Below are 15,319 nucleotides of genomic sequence, written 5' to 3' on the forward strand. Positions count from 1 at the left end.
CTACTATGCAAAACCATCCAGATGCGTATTGGTAAATTAATACCGAAATCAATTATACAAAACATTAGCTGGAATTTCAAACATAAATTATAAATTAATTAACCCAAAGAATTGGATCAACGCCATGAGCAATCAAATATCGTTCTTTAGCTTGCCGAGTTTGATGCTTAAATGCATACTCTGCTTTTAAAGCAGATCGTTTATCATCAAAACATTCTGAATACAGCAGCCGTACTGGAGCATGACTTCGCGTATACTTAGCCCCTCGACCAGCCTGATGTTGTTTTAAACGATGCTCGACATCATCAGTAAAGCCACCATAAAAAGACCCATCGCCACAAACCAAGACATAGATAAAATATTTTTTATTTGCCATACAACATCCTACTAACTACATCAGTATAATTATCTTGCTTATCATAAACGACGATTGGTGGATTAATTTTCAAGCCCGTTAACTTGCCATCTTTAATGGCTGAAATTAAAACCATATTAGCATCGCGTCCCACCTTGGGATACACAAATTGAATTTCTTTAGGAGCTAAGCGATATTTTTGTAGTTCGTTTAAAATATCAAGTAAGCGATCAGGTCGATGAACCATGTACATTTTTCCATTGTTTTTCAATAGTTCGCTTGACGTTTTAATCACCATTTCTAAGTTGGTTTTAATTTCATGTCGGGCAATCGCTAAGTATGTATTAGGATTCTTCTTACTTTGCTTTTCATCTGCAAAATAAGGTGGATTAACCGTTACCGCATCAATTGATTCCTTTTTAAAATAGTTCAAGCTATCTTTTAAATCAAAATTATAAACTGAAATTTGTGTTGCTAATTTATTTAACGCAACACTTCTGGTAGCCATGTCACATAACTTGGGTTGAATTTCAACTTCGGCAATGCTCCCTTTAGTTTTTTGACTAATGAATAGACCGACTGCCCCATTGCCTGCACAAAGATCAACAATTTTAGTTTTGGCACTTTGTTTAACTTTGGCAAAGTCAGCTAACATCACTGCATCTAATGAAAAAGAAAAAACTTCGGCATTTTGAATGATTTTTATATCATTACTATAAAGCTGATCAATTCGTTCGCCTGCTTTTAGTTCAATTGGTTGATTCATCATAATTCACCTTTTTACTGTTCTGGATAATGCTATAATATCAATTGTACAACTCACAAAGGAGGATGAGAAGATTGTTTTATTCATTTGTCTTTTCAATTGCTAAGGGATTAATTCGCCTTGCCAACGGAAAAGTAGACGTCATGAATCAAGACCGAATTCCGCAGGGAAATTACATTCTAGTTGCCCCACATCGGACTTGGTTTGATATGATTTATTTTGCAGCAGTTTTATTACCAAAACAATTTTATTTCATTGCTAAAAAAGAATTATTTAAAAATCCAATTATGGGATGGTTTCTCACTAAGTTAAACGTTGAACCAGTTGATCGTAATAATCCTGGAATTGCAGTAATTAAACGACCAATCAAAATTCTTCGTAAAACTAATTTATCAGTGGTAATTTTTCCTTCTGGTACTAGACATTCCACTAAACTCAAGGGTGGAGCAGCCATGATTGCCAAAATGTCTGGGGCCCCACTCTTACCAGTTGTTTACCAAGGTCCCCTAACTTTAAAAGAGTTTTTTGGTCGCCAAAAAGCTCACATTAACTTTGGTAATCCAATTTTTGTAGATCAAAACTTGAAGTTAGATGATCAAAATCAGGCTTTAGTAGAAAAACAAATGAGCGATGCTTTTAAACAATTAGACGCTGAAATTAATCCTGATTACGTATATATTGATGAATCAAAAAAACGCCACTAAAAAGTGACGTTTTTTTATTTTGCATTACGTTTCATTGAATTCATCATTTGGTTTAATTTTTTCTTAGAAGGTTTTTGTCCCATTTGAAGCATCATTCCTTTTAACTGTTCTTCATTAATTGGGGGATTTTCCTTCAAATATTTTTCCATGTATTTACGAGCACCGAAAAAACCAAGGGCTAATCCAGCAGCAAGTGCTACTAATACTAATATAATCCACATCCAAGTTGCCATAATCTAATTCTCCTCTATTATTAGTCGTCTCTAAGATCTTTTTTACGTTGAACTTCCTTAACTTCCTCAGGGGTAACTTCTTTTCCATCTTTATCGTAAATTTGAGTCATTTCAATTTGACTTTTAAAGTTAGATTTGAAGCGCTCGAGGTATTGTTTGCGTAACCGATCTCGTTCTTCTTTTTCTTCATCAGACAAGTCTTGTACTTTAGCCTTATTAGCTAATTCGTTAATTCTTGGAATGATTTTCTTAAGTTCTGGATCTTCAGCCATGTCAACAACTCCTTAAATTTAATTACTTCTATAATATCATGAAATTTTTAAGAAACAAAGTTTTCAGATGCGAACTAGTGTTTGCAAATTGGAATAAATATGTTAATCTTATCATACTATTAATAATCTTTCTTCGAGGTGAAAAAATGTCAATAAGTTCAAACACAAAGCAAAAGGATATTCTACGTTTTATTTATGATAACGTACGTCAACACGGATATCCGCCAACTGTACGTGAGATTGGTAAAGAAGTTGGTCTTTCATCAACTTCAACCGTCCACGGACATTTATCTCGGTTAGAGAAAAAAGGCTTCATCAGTAAAGATCCTACTAAACCAAGAGCTTTAGAGGTAACTCCAGAAGGCATTGATTTCTTAGGCTTACCCCCAGAGACTCCTAATAAAGAAATTCCTTTATTAGGAGTCGTTGCTGCCGGTGAACCAATTCTGGCAGTTCAAGAAGCGACTGACTACTTCCCGGTTCCAGAAAATTTAGCACAAAATGCTGATTCACTTTTTATGTTAACCATCAGTGGAACTAGTATGATTAAAATTGGAATTTTAGATGGAGATCAAGTAATTGTTCGTAGGCAACAAAATGCAGAAAATGGCGAGATTGTGATTGCCATGAACGATGAAGGTGAAGCTACTTGTAAACGCTTCTTTAAAGAAAGTGATCATTTTCGGTTACAACCAGAAAATGATTCCATGGCCCCAATCATCTTAAAAAGTTGTACAATTCTAGGTAAGGTTGTTGGTTTATATCGTTCTGATGTAAACTAATTAAGATTAAATAATAATTTAGGAGTAATCATTATGAAAACTAAAGCATACGAAACATACACCCTTCAAGAATTTGATGAAGCCCTTCCTTATCAAATTGGTGATTTAGTAGAAGTCGTTTTTGTTAGTCAAACTGGATTAGGCGATAACGAACCTAACTGGTTGAAGGTTGTAAGAAAAAACGTGGGTAAAGCAGAAGCAATAGATGCTGAATTTGAATTTGGCCCTAAATGTGTCAAGGCAGTTAAAGCCGCAAAATAAGCGCAAACTAAAAAGACTCATCCGTTTAAAAAACGAATGGGTCTTTTTTGATGTCTATGAGTTTTCGTGTGCGATTTTCGCAGAAGCAGCCCCCGCAACAGAAGCCACAATATCATCAATGAAAGTGGTAACTCGATCAGTTCTTTGATCTAAAGTTCTCACAATTCCTTGTTTGTTTGTGTCTAATCCACAATAGTTAGTAATTCCAATCGTTCCATAAATATTAGCAATCCCTAAGGCTAACGTCTCATCAACCCCAAAAACCCCTAAGTCATGTTCAACGATACTTTGGAGTGGTTCATCAAGGCGATGTTCAGAGGCCAAACGATCGATTTCTAGTCCAACTAAGGCATTGTTTAAAACCTCGCGTTTGTGTAAAACATCAATCACAATCTTATCAACGTATTCCATACTGGGAATATTTACGTATTTCTTTTGTAAGTTATAAACAACCTTTGAAATATCTCGAACCGTAACGTCATTTTTGTTTAGTGCTCTAATCACTGCATCGTAAGCTTGGGTATCTGGGTATTTGTAATCTCTTCTATCTACCATCTTTTATTCTCCTTCTTTGGGCATAATCGTAATATCATATTGATTTGGATAATTATCTGATGTAATAATAACACTCATTGAGCTACGTTCTGCTAAATGTTTTTCAACAATTTCTGGAACAAAATCAGCATCACTAAAATCCTCTCTGAAATCATCATAAGTAGAAAAATAGTCAATTTCAAGGAATGTATCAAATTCACTTCCTGACGACTTAAAATCAGAAATACGGATTAACTGACTTTGTTCCATTTTATTTAAAACGGGAAGCGCCGTTTCGTTATAAAAATTAGTGGCATCCGTTAAATTATTTTTAACACTACGCGCTTCTGCATTTAGATAACTAAGCTTTTCAAAGTCTGCACCATCAATTTTTTGCATATTATCTAACAAATATTGTTTATCATGGCTTTGCAATGCATTTTTCAAATCTATACTAACTTGATTCTCGTCACCATTATTCAAAACGCTAACTAATTGATCGATGGTTTCGACATCATAATCATTTTTTAATTGATTAAGATTAGTCATCTTTTTTAAATAATTTTTCTTTGCAACCGTGATTTCATCTTGAACCTTAGCCAAGCGATTTTTTAAATTATTATAATAATTAAATTCTGAAATATCCATCTATCTTTCCTATCCTACCAATACACCGATAATCATTAAAGTTGTGGCAATTAAATTATTCAAAAAATGAAGACCAATTGAAACTTCAATTTTATCCTGTTTTAAATAAACATACGCCAGAATCATCCCTAATGACATATAAATTAAAAAACTAATGGGATTACTACTAACATGTCCAATTGAAAAGAATGCCCCACTGACCAGCATTGGAATCAACGGCTTGAATTTGGGAAAAAAGCCCTTAATTAAATAACCACGGAAAACTAATTCTTCTAAAACAGGTGAACAAAATGTCATCGTAAAACTCATTAAAACTAAAATAACTGGGTTACTTTTGACCAAAGACAAGATAATTTCGTTGTTTTCGGTACCACTTTGTTTATAAATTAAAGCATTCAAAATAGATAATCCAATTTCTACTACATAGAAAAATAATAATGCCTTTCCGATTAATTTCCAGTCAGCTTTATTAAGTCCATGTTTAGTTTGCGTATAAACGCTCCGATAAGCCTTATAGGCTAACCAAATTGCTAAGCCAAATCCAGCTAAATAAATTAAACTGATTCCGATTAATTTCGCCAATGAAATTTGTTTAACTAACGCTAGGTATTGAATCGGTAATTGGACAATCAACACAATGAAGAATAACCCAATTAAAACTAAAGTCCGTTTTAAATAGGTCAAGATACTAATTTTATTTCCCATGCTTTTCCCTTTCTTGTTCTTTCTGTTCCTTTAAACGATCATGACGCTGAATCAGAATGGTAACAATTGGGGTAATTACAATCCGTGCTAAAATTACCAATCCAATAAAAAGTCCCATAATTTTAACTTTTTGTGAGGTAGCTTGCGTTACGAATAAATAGCCTGACCACAAAACTACGATAAAAATTATGAGCCACATAAAGTACCAAAATTTCTTCAAATCGACCACCTATAACTTTTAATTATTATTAGAATAATACCATATTCTAAGCAAATTTTGATAATTCTTTCGAACTATTTTTGAATGATGCTATACTTAAAATAGATATTAATATAAAAAGGAGTTTTGTATGGTGATAATTACTGCTGGAATGATTGGGGTAGGAAAAACTACATTAACTGAAAAAATTTCGAATCACCTGGGGACAAAACCTTTCTATGAACCGGTTGGTGATAATCCAGTTTTGCCGCTTTACTATAAAGATCCAAAACAATATGGGTTTTTATTGCAGATTTACTTTTTAAATAAGCGTTTTTCGATGATTAAGAAAGCGTTGAAGGATGACAATAACATTCTTGATCGTTCAATTTATGAAGATGCTTTATTTACTAAAGAAAATAATAAAGAAGGCAATATTTCAGACGTTGAATTAGAAGTTTATCTCAAGTTACTCGATAATATGATGGATGAATTGAAACAACTCCCCAAGAAGAAACCAGACTTATTGGTATATGCATACGCTGATTTTGATACGATTTTGGCTCGCATCAAAAAGCGGGGTCGTGATTATGAACAGTTTGATGATAATCCTGAATTAGAAAGTTACTACCACAAAATGTGGAATGCTTATCAACAATGGTATGAGGACTTTGATTTGAGTCCCAAAATGAAAATCGATTTACAAAAATATGACTTAGTAAATCCTGAAAATACGCAAATTGTATTAAACAAAATTGATGAAAAATTAAAAGAAATCCGTTAAAAAAGAGGTCACCTGCTGGTGATCTCTTTTTTAATTTGCAAAGAAATCATTAATGATTTCTTGATAGATATCAATCGTTTTTAAATAACTACTAATGGTAGTATATTCATTAATTTGATGAGCTGAACCCTTAGAATCCGGTCCTAAGATAATGACTGGTAAATCGGGTTTGATTTGAACAAAGACACTAGCATCGCTAGCCCCATTATCAGTGTAGAGCTGAATGTCCCGCTCTGGATAAGCATTTTTAACCACTTGGTAGGCATCAGCCACAAACGGATGATTTGTAGCCGTACGAATCGGATAGAAATCATGCAATAATTCAAATTCTAATTGATAATCCGTTTCTTGGTTAATTTTAGCAATCGTCTGTTCAATTAAAGCCCGAACTTCTTTGTTATTAAAAGCTACGGTTGGACGAACGTTTCCTAGCAAATGTGCCCGTCCTGGGATCGTATTAATCTGTTGACCACCTTCAATTACCGTAATACTGTGTTGTACATTACCTAAAACTTCATCAACTGGTAAATCAGTAAAAGCCTGTTTTTCCGAATTAATGTATGCTACAAGTCCTTGAATAGCATTAATTCCTTGCTTGGGTACCGAACTATGCACGGGTTTCCCCTTACTATTAATTCGATAGTTAAAACTACCAGAATGAGCATAAGTAATGCTACCATTCGTGGCCTCTCCCACAATCAAAGCATCAAGATCTTCAATTAACTTCGGTTCAATCTTGTATGCCCCAGGAGCGCCAAACTCTTCCCCGGCCGTAATTATTAATCTTACTTTGCCATCTGGAATCTGCTGTTTTTCAACTAACTCAATTAAAGCAATTACTTCCGCAGCCAGTCCGCTTTTCATATCAGCAGCACCTCGGCCATATAAAAGGTCACCTTCAATCGTGGCCGAAAAAGCAGGATATTTCCAAGCAGCTTCATCAGTCACGGCAACGGTGTCTTGATGACCCGTTAAACCAAAAACTTGATCAGTTTTTCCCTTTCCAATTTCTACAATTAAATTTGAGCGATTTTGATCATCAATAAAGGGTTTAATTTCTGCTTTGATGTCATATTGATTAAGTAAATTAGCAAGGTAGTCAGAAATTGTTCTTTCATTACCATTGACTGAATTTATTTTCACTAAATCTTGTAAAATTTTAATTTTCTGTGCTTTTTCCATGATTTTCACCTAGTTTATTTTAAGTTTAAATTCCAAGCTGGTAATTGGTTAACCCCAGAAACTTTCTTAATTTCTTTAGCCGTTGCTTTGTTTTGATAAGCCTTAACTAATTTTTTCACTTTAGGGTCATCTTTATTTTCTTGATTAGCAGCAATGAAATTAATCCATTTATGTGAATCTTTGTTGAATTCTTCTGTATAAATTGCTTTTTTAATGTTTAAGTTAGCAGTTTGAGCATAGTTACCATTTACTACGGCTGCATCAACATCTTTCAAGGAACGTGATGTTTGACTCGCATCTACTTCTTTAATTTTAAGGTTTTTAGGATTATCCGTAATTGATTTCAAATTAGCAAGCTTATCGTTATTTAATTTAATCAAGCCTGCACTTTGAAGAACATGTAAAGCACGTGATTCATTGTTAGCATCATTAGGAACCGCAATTGTAGCACCATCAGGAAGATCTTTCACACTATTGAATTTGTAAGAATAGATTCTCATTGGTTCAATAATCGTATCCCCAACAGCTACGATGTGGGTGTGATGAGCATCATTCCATGTATCCATAAATGGATAATTTTGAAAGGCGTTGACATCAACACTCTTACTGGTTAAAGCGGCATTGGGTTGACTATAATCAGAGAAATACTTGTATTTAACCGTTAGTCCGTATTTATCTTTTGCGGTCTTTGCTACGGTATCCCAAATCTGTTGTTCCGGTTTTGATCCCGACATCAATCCTACGGTAATGGTATCTTTGCTAGCATTTTTACCATGACTTCCAAAACTAAAGTACCCAACTGCAACAATTAAAACTAAAATTCCAATCCAAATCCAACTTTTCTTCTTCATTTCTTCCTTCTCCTTTTTAGAAACATATTTTTTAGGAACACAAAAAGCATCCGCCCTAGTAAAGGACGAATGCTTTCGTGATACCACCTTAATTTGTTGTTTTATCACTAAAACAACCTCAATAACTTAATAAAGTTGGTATTGATAACGGATACTACCCCGTTGTTGATTAATTATTCGTCAACAATTGCTCCAAGCCCATCTTCCAAATCACATCAGCCATTCCTTCGCACCTACCGGAAATTCTCTGAGACCTATTGATTTGTACTCAACTCTTCTGCTAAAGTTCTATTTATCTTTTTCAATACTATATAACGAACATTTTAGCTTGTCAACAAAATTATTTAGTTAATTCATCTAAAGCTTGTCCGTAAATTGACATTGCTAATAGTAAATCATTAACATTCTGGAATTCATTAGCTTGATGCATGGTATCTTCAGCATCAGGGAATAATGCCCCAAATGCAACTCCTTGCTTCATCAAACGGGCATAAGTTCCCCCACCAACTACTTCTGGTTCAGCAGCTGATTGTCCCGTTTGTGCTTTATAAATTCCCATCAAAGTCGTTACTAGTGGGTCATTAGGGTCAACGAAATGAGGTTCCATATAATCAGGATTCATTTCAACTTGACCGCCATAATAAGCCACATTATTTTTTAATTGTTGGTCAATTTTAGCTGGTTCAATTCCCTTAGGATATCTAAAGTTAGTATTAATCAAACCACCGTTACTTTGGGTGTATTCCATAATACCGATGTTCATCGTAAGATCGCCCATAATTTCATCAGTAAACTGAAGGCCTAACTTGGTTGCTCGCGAATCGTCATGTAATTTATCCGCAATGAAATTGATAAAGTTTTGGCCAGCTTCATCAAAAGTAAATGATTTTAAGAAAGTTGCCATATAAGTTCCAGCATTAATCCCGTTCTTAGGTTCCATTCCATGAGCGGCTTTTCCAATCATTTCTAATTTGATTCCCGTAGGCGTATTTTCGTAAGTTCCCGTTACCGGAACATCAAGTAAATATTCTTCGAATTTAGTTGAGATTAAATTTGCTGCATCCGTTGCAATTTCAACTTCGGCTTCCCGCGGTACCATGTTTTCTTTTAAACCAGAACTGAATGAAATTAAAGTATTTTCACCGTTTTTCTCGTCCCCAGCAAACTTAGTTTCAAAGGTTACATTTCCTTTTTCTCCGTTAATTAAAGGAAATTCAGCATCTGGTGAGAAACCAATTTTAGGATCTGGTTCCACTTCAAAGTACCGTTTCATGCCAGTCCAGTTCGTTTCTTCATCGGTTCCAATGATTAAGCGAATCTTTAAATTAGGGATAATGCCATGATCTTTGAGCATCTTTAGACCATAGTAAGCAGCTAAAGCGGGCCCTTTATCGTCAGAGGTTCCCCGACCAATTGCTTTCCCGTCTTTTAACATTAATTCAAAGGGGTTAGTATCCCAACCTTTTCCCGCTGGAACCGTATCAGCATGACCTAGTACCGCAAAATAATCTTCGCCCGTACCATATTCGATGTACCCAACAATATTTTCGATATTATGAGTCGTAAAGCCATCCCGATTTCCAAATTCCAAAAATTTTTCTAAGGCTTTAGCAGGACCTGGTCCTAAAGGGAATTCATCCGTTGCATGCTCCACATCACGGGAACTATCAATGGCAACTAATTCTTTTAAGTCAGCAAGATAATCAGCTTTATACTTCTCAGCTTCTTTTTTCCAATCAATCATTTTCAGTTCTCCTTTTTTAATCTACATAAGTGATTTTAGCACAATCACAAATTTTTCAATGCTATAATAACTTCGAGGTGAATGAGATGGAACCAATTACAGAAAAAATTTTAACGGAGACAATCAGAATTAGACCAAGTCAAAGTTTCAAAGGGACATATGGAAAAATTGCTTTAATTGGCGGTAACCAAAATTTTGGTGGAGCCATTATTATGAGTACACTTGGTGCCGTATATGCTGGAGTTGGCTTAACGACCACGATTACCGACCCCTCTAACCAAAGCAGCTTACATAACTGGGTTCCAGAAGCCATGTACCTTGATTATCATGATGAAAATGCCGTTAAGGAATTAATTACTAAAATGGATGTCATTAACATCGGTTCTGGTTTAGGCACTGATGAAGCGAGTTTAAAACTATTAGAAATGGTGTTGGCCACGGTTACTCCAACTCAAATTCTGGTCATTGATGGTTCGGCCATCGATTTAATTGCTACTAACCATTTAACGCTTCCCAAGACTAAAATCATTTTCACTCCCCATCAAATGGAGTGGCAAAAGTTATCTGGAGTGGCGATTAAAAATCAAAATGAAAGTACCAACCTTGAAGCGTACAATCGCTTGTTTAAACAACCAGGAAGCATTGTGGTCGTAAAATCACATCGAACCCAGGTATTAACCCCAAATGGTGCTTTCATTAACACCGTTGGGACACCTGCCCAAGCAACTGGCGGAATGGGTGATATGTTAGCCGGAATCATTGGCGGATTTGTGGCTCAATTTGATAATGTCGAAAATGCGGTCTTAGCAGCCGTTTATACCCATAGTGCCATTGCTGATGAACTAGCCAAAAAGCAATATGTGGTGCTTCCCCACCAAATTTCTGAATCCCTACCCCAATTTATGAAAAAACATGAAGCTTAACTAAATAAGCCCTTCCAAAATCAACTGGAAAGGCTTATTTTTTTATTTAATTTTAAATTTTGCTTTTAAAACACCAACTCGTTTACCCAGAACCTGTTCAGCTACTCCCGTTTTTAACATGAAGTAGGCATAAACAATTCCACCAAACAATGCGGCTATGATAGTTACAATTAAGCTAATAATTGAACTAAACGGCGTCGTAAATAAACTAAACAATCCATTCAAACCGTAAACGGCACCTAAAGCGACAAAATACATCACAATGGAGTAAAAAATAATCTGAACACTCTCATACTGGAGGAGATTTTCTTCAATTCCAAACTCACGTTTCAGTGCTCTAATCATTAGCCACGTTGATAAGAAAAATCCAACCATTGTTGACATTAGAGTCCCAAAGGCCCCAAAGAAATAAACTAAGGGAAATTGGGTAAGAAACTTAGCAATAATTCCGTAACCAAACAATTTCACCGCTTTTTTGTTTTGTGAGACTCCTTGCATAATCGCAGCTACGACCACAAACAAGCCAATGGGAATCGATTCAATGGAAGAAAACGCCAACACATTACTACTAAAGTCCATATTAGCGGTTCCATAGAAAGTTCGATTTAACGGTCCTGCAATTGCTGCCATTCCTAAGGAAGCCGGAATCATTACAAATTCAAATAAAATCAAAGCATTAGAGAAAGAATCCTTTAAAGCTTTTCGATTTTTCTTCGTAAATGCTGCTGATAAAAGCGGAACTACGGTAATTCCAATGGACGAAGCCAAAGAAACCACGATCATCGTTAACTTATTCGCGTTTCCCGCAAAAATCGCATAGTTAATTTGGAGAACCTCTTCTGACAAGTTGGTCGCAAAACGCATGATATGGAAAAACGTAAATTGATCAATCAAAGAGAAAATCGTTACTCCGGCTCCTAAAATGATAAAGGGGGTCGCTTGACTGATAATTTCTCGATAAAGTTGGTTAGTCGGAACCTCTAACTGATGGTTACTATTTTTAACCAAACCACGATAATATTGTCGATCTTTCCAATAAAACCAAACCAAGATTAAGAACCCAAAGATGGCCCCAATACAAGCCGCGAAAGTTGATTGAGCAACTGCTGTAACCCAATTTCCGTGTAAAACCTTTAAAATTATAAAGGCAGATAGCAACATGTAGATAATCCGTGCTAGTTGTTCTACAAATTGGGAAACCGCAGACGGAGCCATATTATTGTAACCCTGGAAAAAACCTCGGGTTAAACTCATCGTTGGAATGACCAAAACTGCCCATGCCAAGGAATGAATTACCGGAATTACGTTTTTATCTCCGTTTGTAAGAATCGGAGCAGCAAACCATAAAATTAAAGCGCTGATAATTCCCATTAAAACTGCAAGTCTCAAACCTTTTTTATAAATTTGCACCCCAACACCATACTCATTCAGAGCATTGTAATGTGCAACTTGTTTTGAAATTGCTGACGGAATCCCAGCTACAGCTACAATTAAAGCAAAACTGTAAATGTTATATCCCTGGGTATACAGGGAGTTTGCCAAAGGAAATAAGGCAGCCCCTAATATCAAACGCCAAGGAATGATGTATAAAGCTCCAAGAATTCGTGACAAAATACTCCCAATTGTCATCCAAGCAGAACCTTTTAACATTTGTCCTTTTGCTCGTTCAGATTCAGTAGCTTGTAACTCTTCTTGAATTACATCTTCTTCAAATCCATTATTCAAAAAAATATCCTACTTTCACACATTAATTAGCTTAGTCACTGTTCATTCAAAAAAATTAGTTAGCAACAATGTTAACAATTTTATTTGGAATTACAATCACTTTTCTGACTGTCTTATCTTGTAAGTTATCTTTGATATTATCATCTGCTAGCGCAATTTTCTCAATCGCTTCTTTAGAAGTTCCTGCTGCAACAGTGATATGAGCACGAACTTTTCCATTAACTTGAACAACCATTTCAACTTGATCGTCTTTTAGCTTACTTTCGTCATAAGTTGGCCATTCAGCATAGGCAATTGTATCTTCATGACCCAATTGTTGCCAAAGTTCTTCTGCCATGTGAGGCGTAATTGGTGAAAGTAACTTGATAAAGCCTTCTGCATAACGTTTTGGTAATTGTTTATTTTTATAAACTTCATTCACAAAGACCATCATTTGTGAAATAGCTGTGTTAAAGCGCATCTTTTCAATATCATCTGTCACTTTTTTCACAGTTTGGTTGTAAACTTTATCTAATTTACCATCGTTATCAGCAACTAACATATCACTCGTTGAATTATCATCGTTAAGATACATTCTCCAAACCCGCTTAATCCAACGGTTAGCTCCAACAATTCCTTCAGTACTCCAAGGTTTTGATTCCGTTAAAGGACCCATAAACATTTCGTAAAGACGAAGTGTGTCTGCTCCATATTCGTTCACAATATCATCAGGGTTAACTACGTTTCCTTTTGACTTAGACATTTTTTCGTGATTAGTTCCAAGAATCATTCCTTGGTTAACTAATTTTTGGAAAGGTTCTTTAGTTGGAACCACGCCTAAATCATAAAGAAATTTGTGCCAGAAACGAGCATAAAGTAAATGAAGAACTGCATGTTCGGCTCCCCCAACGTAAAGGTCAATTGGAAGCCAGTAATCTAATTTCTTAGGATCAGCAAGCATCTTGTCATTCGTTGGATCGATGTAACGTAAGTAATACCAAGAACTACCAGCCCACTGTGGCATTGTATTAGTTTCCCGTTTTCCATGACGACCATTTTCATCGGTCACGTTAACCCAGTCTTTAAGGTTAGCTAATGGACTTTCTCCTGTTCCCGATGGCTTAATGTTATCAGTCTTAGGAAGTCGTAGTGGAAGTTCATCTTCAGGAACCAATGACTTAGTCCCGTCATCCCAGTTAATTACTGGAATTGGTTCACCCCAGTAACGTTGACGAGAAAAAATCCAATCCCGAAGTTTGTAATTAACTTTTTTATCCCCCGCATGATGTGCTTGAAGCCATTCGATCATTTGGTTAATGGCTTCTTGTTTACCTAAACCATCTAGGAAACCAGAATTAATGTGAACTCCATCACCGGTATAGGCTGCTTTGGCAATATCGCCACCTTCAATTACAGGAATAATGGGAAGATCAAATTTTTTGGCAAATTCGTAATCACGGTCATCATGTGCTGGAACAGCCATAATTGCTCCAGTTCCATATGAAGAAAGGACGTAATCACCAATCCAAATTGGAAGTTTAGCACCATTAACGGGATTAATTGCATAAGCACCCGTAAATACTCCAGATTTATCCTTGTTTAAATCGGTTCTTTCAAGATCTGATTTGGAAGCAATTTTTTGTCGATAAGCATTAACTGCCTCAGCTTGTTCCGGTGTCATAATTTTATCAACTAGATCACTTTCGGGAGCTAAAACCAGGTAAGTGGCCCCAAACAAAGTATCTGCCCGCGTTGAAAAGACTTCAATTGATTCATCTGGATGTTCGTCAACGTTGAACTTAATGCTAGCCCCAACTGAACGACCAATCCAATTCCGTTGCATTTGCTTAACGCTTTCGGGCCAATCAACGTCATCAAGATCATCAATTAGGCGGTCAGCATACGCTGTAATCCGAAGAACCCATTGTTTCATTGGTTTCCGATAAACCGGGAAGCCCCCACGTTCAGTTTTACCATTCACCACTTCTTCGTTAGCAACTACTGTTCCCCCCATTAGGTCAGGAGCCCAGTTAACTTCAATTTCATCTTCGTAAGCTAAGCCTTTTTCGTAAAGCTTTTCAAAAATCCATTGGGTCCACTTGTAGTATTTAGGATCAGTAGTATTAACTTCCCGATCCCAATCATAAGAAAAGCCCAGTGACTTAATCTGACGACGGAAATTATCAATGTTTTGGTTGGTAAATTCACGTGGATTGTGTCCCGTCTTCATGGCATATTGTTCAGCAGGAAGACCAAAGGCATCCCAACCAATTGGATGAAGGACGTTTTTACCTTGCATCCGTTCAAAACGCGCCATAATATCAGTTGCGGTATATCCTTCTGGATGTCCCACGTGAAGTCCTTGCCCTGATGGATAAGGGAACATGTCTAGTACATAATATTTTTCTTTTTCGGTTTCATCGCTGGTCCGAAAAGTCTTATTTTCTTCCCAGTAATTTTGCCATTTCTTTTCAACTTTTGTGTGATCGTAAGCCATAATCTTCACTCCTTATTTATGCCAATAAAAAAATCCCATAGAATTACAATCATTCCATAGGACGAATTTCCGCGGTACCACCTAAATTCCTAGATTAATCATCTAGACTCTCAAATTCCATAACGCGGAAAACGTTTAACTTACTTAATTCAGTTAAATCTCAGTGAGAAGTTCG

The 15,319-nt window shown here is 35.9% G+C and carries 18 protein-coding genes and 2 other annotated features (1 of these 20 running past the window's edge); of the genes, 5 read left to right on the forward strand and 13 right to left on the reverse strand.

The window, feature by feature from the left end; genetic code table 11:
- Positions 1-94 precede the first annotated feature (94 nt).
- Together ACEPSS_RS06965 and ACEPSS_RS06970 are read right to left on the reverse strand one after the other, a co-directional pair.
- Positions 95-376, reverse strand: a complete 282-nt coding sequence (locus tag ACEPSS_RS06965) for a GIY-YIG nuclease family protein (protein WP_395318635.1) — start codon at positions 374-376, stop codon at positions 95-97.
- Complete coding sequence (locus tag ACEPSS_RS06970; protein WP_395320520.1) at positions 366-1,121, reverse strand: tRNA1(Val) (adenine(37)-N6)-methyltransferase; 756 nt, start codon at positions 1,119-1,121, stop codon at positions 366-368. The genes ACEPSS_RS06965 and ACEPSS_RS06970 overlap by 11 nt, the downstream gene beginning before the upstream one ends.
- 74 nt (positions 1,122-1,195) lie before the next feature.
- Between ACEPSS_RS06970 and ACEPSS_RS06975 the strand changes: the two genes are divergently transcribed.
- A complete protein-coding gene (locus tag ACEPSS_RS06975; RefSeq protein ID WP_395318637.1) occupies positions 1,196-1,825 on the forward strand; it encodes a lysophospholipid acyltransferase family protein in 630 nt (209 codons plus the stop codon).
- 14 nt (positions 1,826-1,839) lie between these two features.
- Here ACEPSS_RS06975 and ACEPSS_RS06980 read toward each other — a convergent pair whose 3' ends face one another.
- Together ACEPSS_RS06980 and ACEPSS_RS06985 are read right to left on the reverse strand one after the other, a co-directional pair.
- Positions 1,840-2,058, reverse strand: coding sequence for a YneF family protein (locus tag ACEPSS_RS06980; protein WP_395318639.1), 219 nt, complete (start codon positions 2,056-2,058; stop codon positions 1,840-1,842).
- A gap of 20 nt (positions 2,059-2,078) precedes the next feature.
- A complete protein-coding gene (locus ACEPSS_RS06985) occupies positions 2,079-2,330 on the reverse strand; it encodes a DUF896 domain-containing protein (RefSeq protein WP_395318641.1) in 252 nt (83 codons plus the stop codon).
- A gap of 146 nt (positions 2,331-2,476) precedes the next feature.
- Here ACEPSS_RS06985 and lexA point away from each other — a divergent pair, with 146 nt between their 5' ends.
- Both lexA and ACEPSS_RS06995 read left to right on the forward strand, forming a co-directional pair.
- On the forward strand, positions 2,477-3,112 hold the full coding sequence (gene lexA, locus ACEPSS_RS06990) for a transcriptional repressor LexA (RefSeq protein WP_395318643.1): 636 nt from the start codon (positions 2,477-2,479) through the stop codon (positions 3,110-3,112).
- A 33-nt stretch (positions 3,113-3,145) separates the two neighbouring features.
- Positions 3,146-3,373: a hypothetical protein gene (locus ACEPSS_RS06995; RefSeq protein WP_395318645.1), complete on the forward strand. Its 228-nt coding sequence runs from the start codon at positions 3,146-3,148 to the stop codon at positions 3,371-3,373.
- A 54-nt stretch (positions 3,374-3,427) separates the two neighbouring features.
- On the opposite strand, the gene ACEPSS_RS07000 is transcribed toward ACEPSS_RS06995, so the two are convergent.
- Genes ACEPSS_RS07000 through ACEPSS_RS07015 form a run of 4 tightly spaced genes read right to left on the reverse strand, consistent with a single transcriptional unit; the run spans position 3,428 to position 5,480 of the window.
- The gene (locus ACEPSS_RS07000) at positions 3,428-3,928 is read right to left on the reverse strand and encodes a phosphatidylglycerophosphatase A (RefSeq protein ID WP_395318646.1); all 501 of its coding nucleotides are present in this window, start codon (positions 3,926-3,928) and stop codon (positions 3,428-3,430) included.
- Between the two features lie 3 nt (positions 3,929-3,931).
- A complete protein-coding gene (locus tag ACEPSS_RS07005; RefSeq protein WP_395318648.1) occupies positions 3,932-4,555 on the reverse strand; it encodes a hypothetical protein in 624 nt (207 codons plus the stop codon).
- A gap of 9 nt (positions 4,556-4,564) precedes the next feature.
- Positions 4,565-5,260: a CPBP family intramembrane glutamic endopeptidase gene (locus ACEPSS_RS07010; RefSeq protein ID WP_395318650.1), complete on the reverse strand. Its 696-nt coding sequence runs from the start codon at positions 5,258-5,260 to the stop codon at positions 4,565-4,567.
- Positions 5,250-5,480, reverse strand: a complete 231-nt coding sequence (locus tag ACEPSS_RS07015) for a hypothetical protein (protein WP_395318652.1) — start codon at positions 5,478-5,480, stop codon at positions 5,250-5,252. Before ACEPSS_RS07015 ends, ACEPSS_RS07010 begins: the two co-directional genes overlap by 11 nt.
- Positions 5,481-5,610: 130 nt before the next feature.
- On the opposite strand from ACEPSS_RS07015, the gene ACEPSS_RS07020 reads away from it, so the two are divergent.
- The gene (locus tag ACEPSS_RS07020; protein ID WP_395318654.1) at positions 5,611-6,243 is read left to right on the forward strand and encodes a deoxynucleoside kinase; all 633 of its coding nucleotides are present in this window, start codon (positions 5,611-5,613) and stop codon (positions 6,241-6,243) included.
- 30 nt (positions 6,244-6,273) lie between these two features.
- On the opposite strand, the gene ACEPSS_RS07025 is transcribed toward ACEPSS_RS07020, so the two are convergent.
- The 3 genes from ACEPSS_RS07025 to pepV all read right to left on the reverse strand — a co-directional run bounded on the left by ACEPSS_RS07025 (position 6,274) and on the right by pepV (position 10,020).
- Positions 6,274-7,425 (reverse strand): ArgE/DapE family deacylase, encoded by a 1,152-nt coding sequence (locus ACEPSS_RS07025; RefSeq protein ID WP_395318656.1) that lies wholly within the window; start codon positions 7,423-7,425, stop codon positions 6,274-6,276.
- 14 nt (positions 7,426-7,439) lie between these two features.
- Positions 7,440-8,276: a MetQ/NlpA family ABC transporter substrate-binding protein gene (locus ACEPSS_RS07030; protein WP_395318658.1), complete on the reverse strand. Its 837-nt coding sequence runs from the start codon at positions 8,274-8,276 to the stop codon at positions 7,440-7,442.
- A 58-nt stretch (positions 8,277-8,334) separates the two neighbouring features.
- Positions 8,335-8,563 (reverse strand) — a binding site (T-box leader).
- A gap of 53 nt (positions 8,564-8,616) precedes the next feature.
- A complete protein-coding gene (gene pepV / locus ACEPSS_RS07035) occupies positions 8,617-10,020 on the reverse strand; it encodes a dipeptidase PepV (RefSeq protein WP_395318660.1) in 1,404 nt (467 codons plus the stop codon).
- A gap of 86 nt (positions 10,021-10,106) precedes the next feature.
- On the opposite strand from pepV, the gene ACEPSS_RS07040 reads away from it, so the two are divergent.
- Positions 10,107-10,943, forward strand: a complete 837-nt coding sequence (locus ACEPSS_RS07040) for an NAD(P)H-hydrate dehydratase (protein ID WP_395318662.1) — start codon at positions 10,107-10,109, stop codon at positions 10,941-10,943.
- Positions 10,944-10,985: 42 nt separating this feature from the next.
- Here ACEPSS_RS07040 and ACEPSS_RS07045 read toward each other — a convergent pair whose 3' ends face one another.
- Positions 10,986-12,668, reverse strand: a complete 1,683-nt coding sequence (locus ACEPSS_RS07045; RefSeq protein ID WP_395318664.1) for a putative polysaccharide biosynthesis protein — start codon at positions 12,666-12,668, stop codon at positions 10,986-10,988.
- A 55-nt stretch (positions 12,669-12,723) separates the two neighbouring features.
- A complete protein-coding gene (gene leuS / locus ACEPSS_RS07050) occupies positions 12,724-15,144 on the reverse strand; it encodes a leucine--tRNA ligase (protein ID WP_395318666.1) in 2,421 nt (806 codons plus the stop codon).
- A 54-nt stretch (positions 15,145-15,198) separates the two neighbouring features.
- Positions 15,199-15,319 (reverse strand) — a binding site (T-box leader) (it continues 83 nt past the right edge of the window).

The sequence above is a fragment of the Fructilactobacillus frigidiflavus genome (assembly GCF_044054575.1).
Classification (GTDB): domain Bacteria; phylum Bacillota; class Bacilli; order Lactobacillales; family Lactobacillaceae; genus Fructilactobacillus; species Fructilactobacillus frigidiflavus.

Excerpts from the sequence above, each read along its gene's own strand:
- ACEPSS_RS06965 (WP_395318635.1), bottom strand. The coding sequence starts at position 376 with ATGGCAAATAAAAAATATTTTATCTATGTCTTGGTTTGTGGCGATGGG.
- ACEPSS_RS06970 (WP_395320520.1), bottom strand. The coding sequence starts at position 1,121 with ATGAATCAACCAATTGAACTAAAAGCAGGCGAACGAATTGATCAGCTT.
- ACEPSS_RS06980 (WP_395318639.1), bottom strand. The coding sequence starts at position 2,058 with ATGGCAACTTGGATGTGGATTATATTAGTATTAGTAGCACTTGCTGCT.
- ACEPSS_RS06985 (WP_395318641.1), bottom strand. The coding sequence starts at position 2,330 with ATGGCTGAAGATCCAGAACTTAAGAAAATCATTCCAAGAATTAACGAA.
- lexA (WP_395318643.1), top strand. The coding sequence starts at position 2,477 with ATGTCAATAAGTTCAAACACAAAGCAAAAGGATATTCTACGTTTTATT.
- ACEPSS_RS06995 (WP_395318645.1), top strand. The coding sequence starts at position 3,146 with ATGAAAACTAAAGCATACGAAACATACACCCTTCAAGAATTTGATGAA.
- ACEPSS_RS07000 (WP_395318646.1), bottom strand. The coding sequence starts at position 3,928 with ATGGTAGATAGAAGAGATTACAAATACCCAGATACCCAAGCTTACGAT.
- ACEPSS_RS07005 (WP_395318648.1), bottom strand. The coding sequence starts at position 4,555 with ATGGATATTTCAGAATTTAATTATTATAATAATTTAAAAAATCGCTTG.
- ACEPSS_RS07010 (WP_395318650.1), bottom strand. The coding sequence starts at position 5,260 with ATGGGAAATAAAATTAGTATCTTGACCTATTTAAAACGGACTTTAGTT.
- ACEPSS_RS07020 (WP_395318654.1), top strand. The coding sequence starts at position 5,611 with ATGGTGATAATTACTGCTGGAATGATTGGGGTAGGAAAAACTACATTA.
- ACEPSS_RS07025 (WP_395318656.1), bottom strand. The coding sequence starts at position 7,425 with ATGGAAAAAGCACAGAAAATTAAAATTTTACAAGATTTAGTGAAAATA.
- ACEPSS_RS07030 (WP_395318658.1), bottom strand. The coding sequence starts at position 8,276 with ATGAAGAAGAAAAGTTGGATTTGGATTGGAATTTTAGTTTTAATTGTT.
- pepV (WP_395318660.1), bottom strand. The coding sequence starts at position 10,020 with ATGATTGATTGGAAAAAAGAAGCTGAGAAGTATAAAGCTGATTATCTT.
- ACEPSS_RS07040 (WP_395318662.1), top strand. The coding sequence starts at position 10,107 with ATGGAACCAATTACAGAAAAAATTTTAACGGAGACAATCAGAATTAGA.
- leuS (WP_395318666.1), bottom strand. The coding sequence starts at position 15,144 with ATGGCTTACGATCACACAAAAGTTGAAAAGAAATGGCAAAATTACTGG.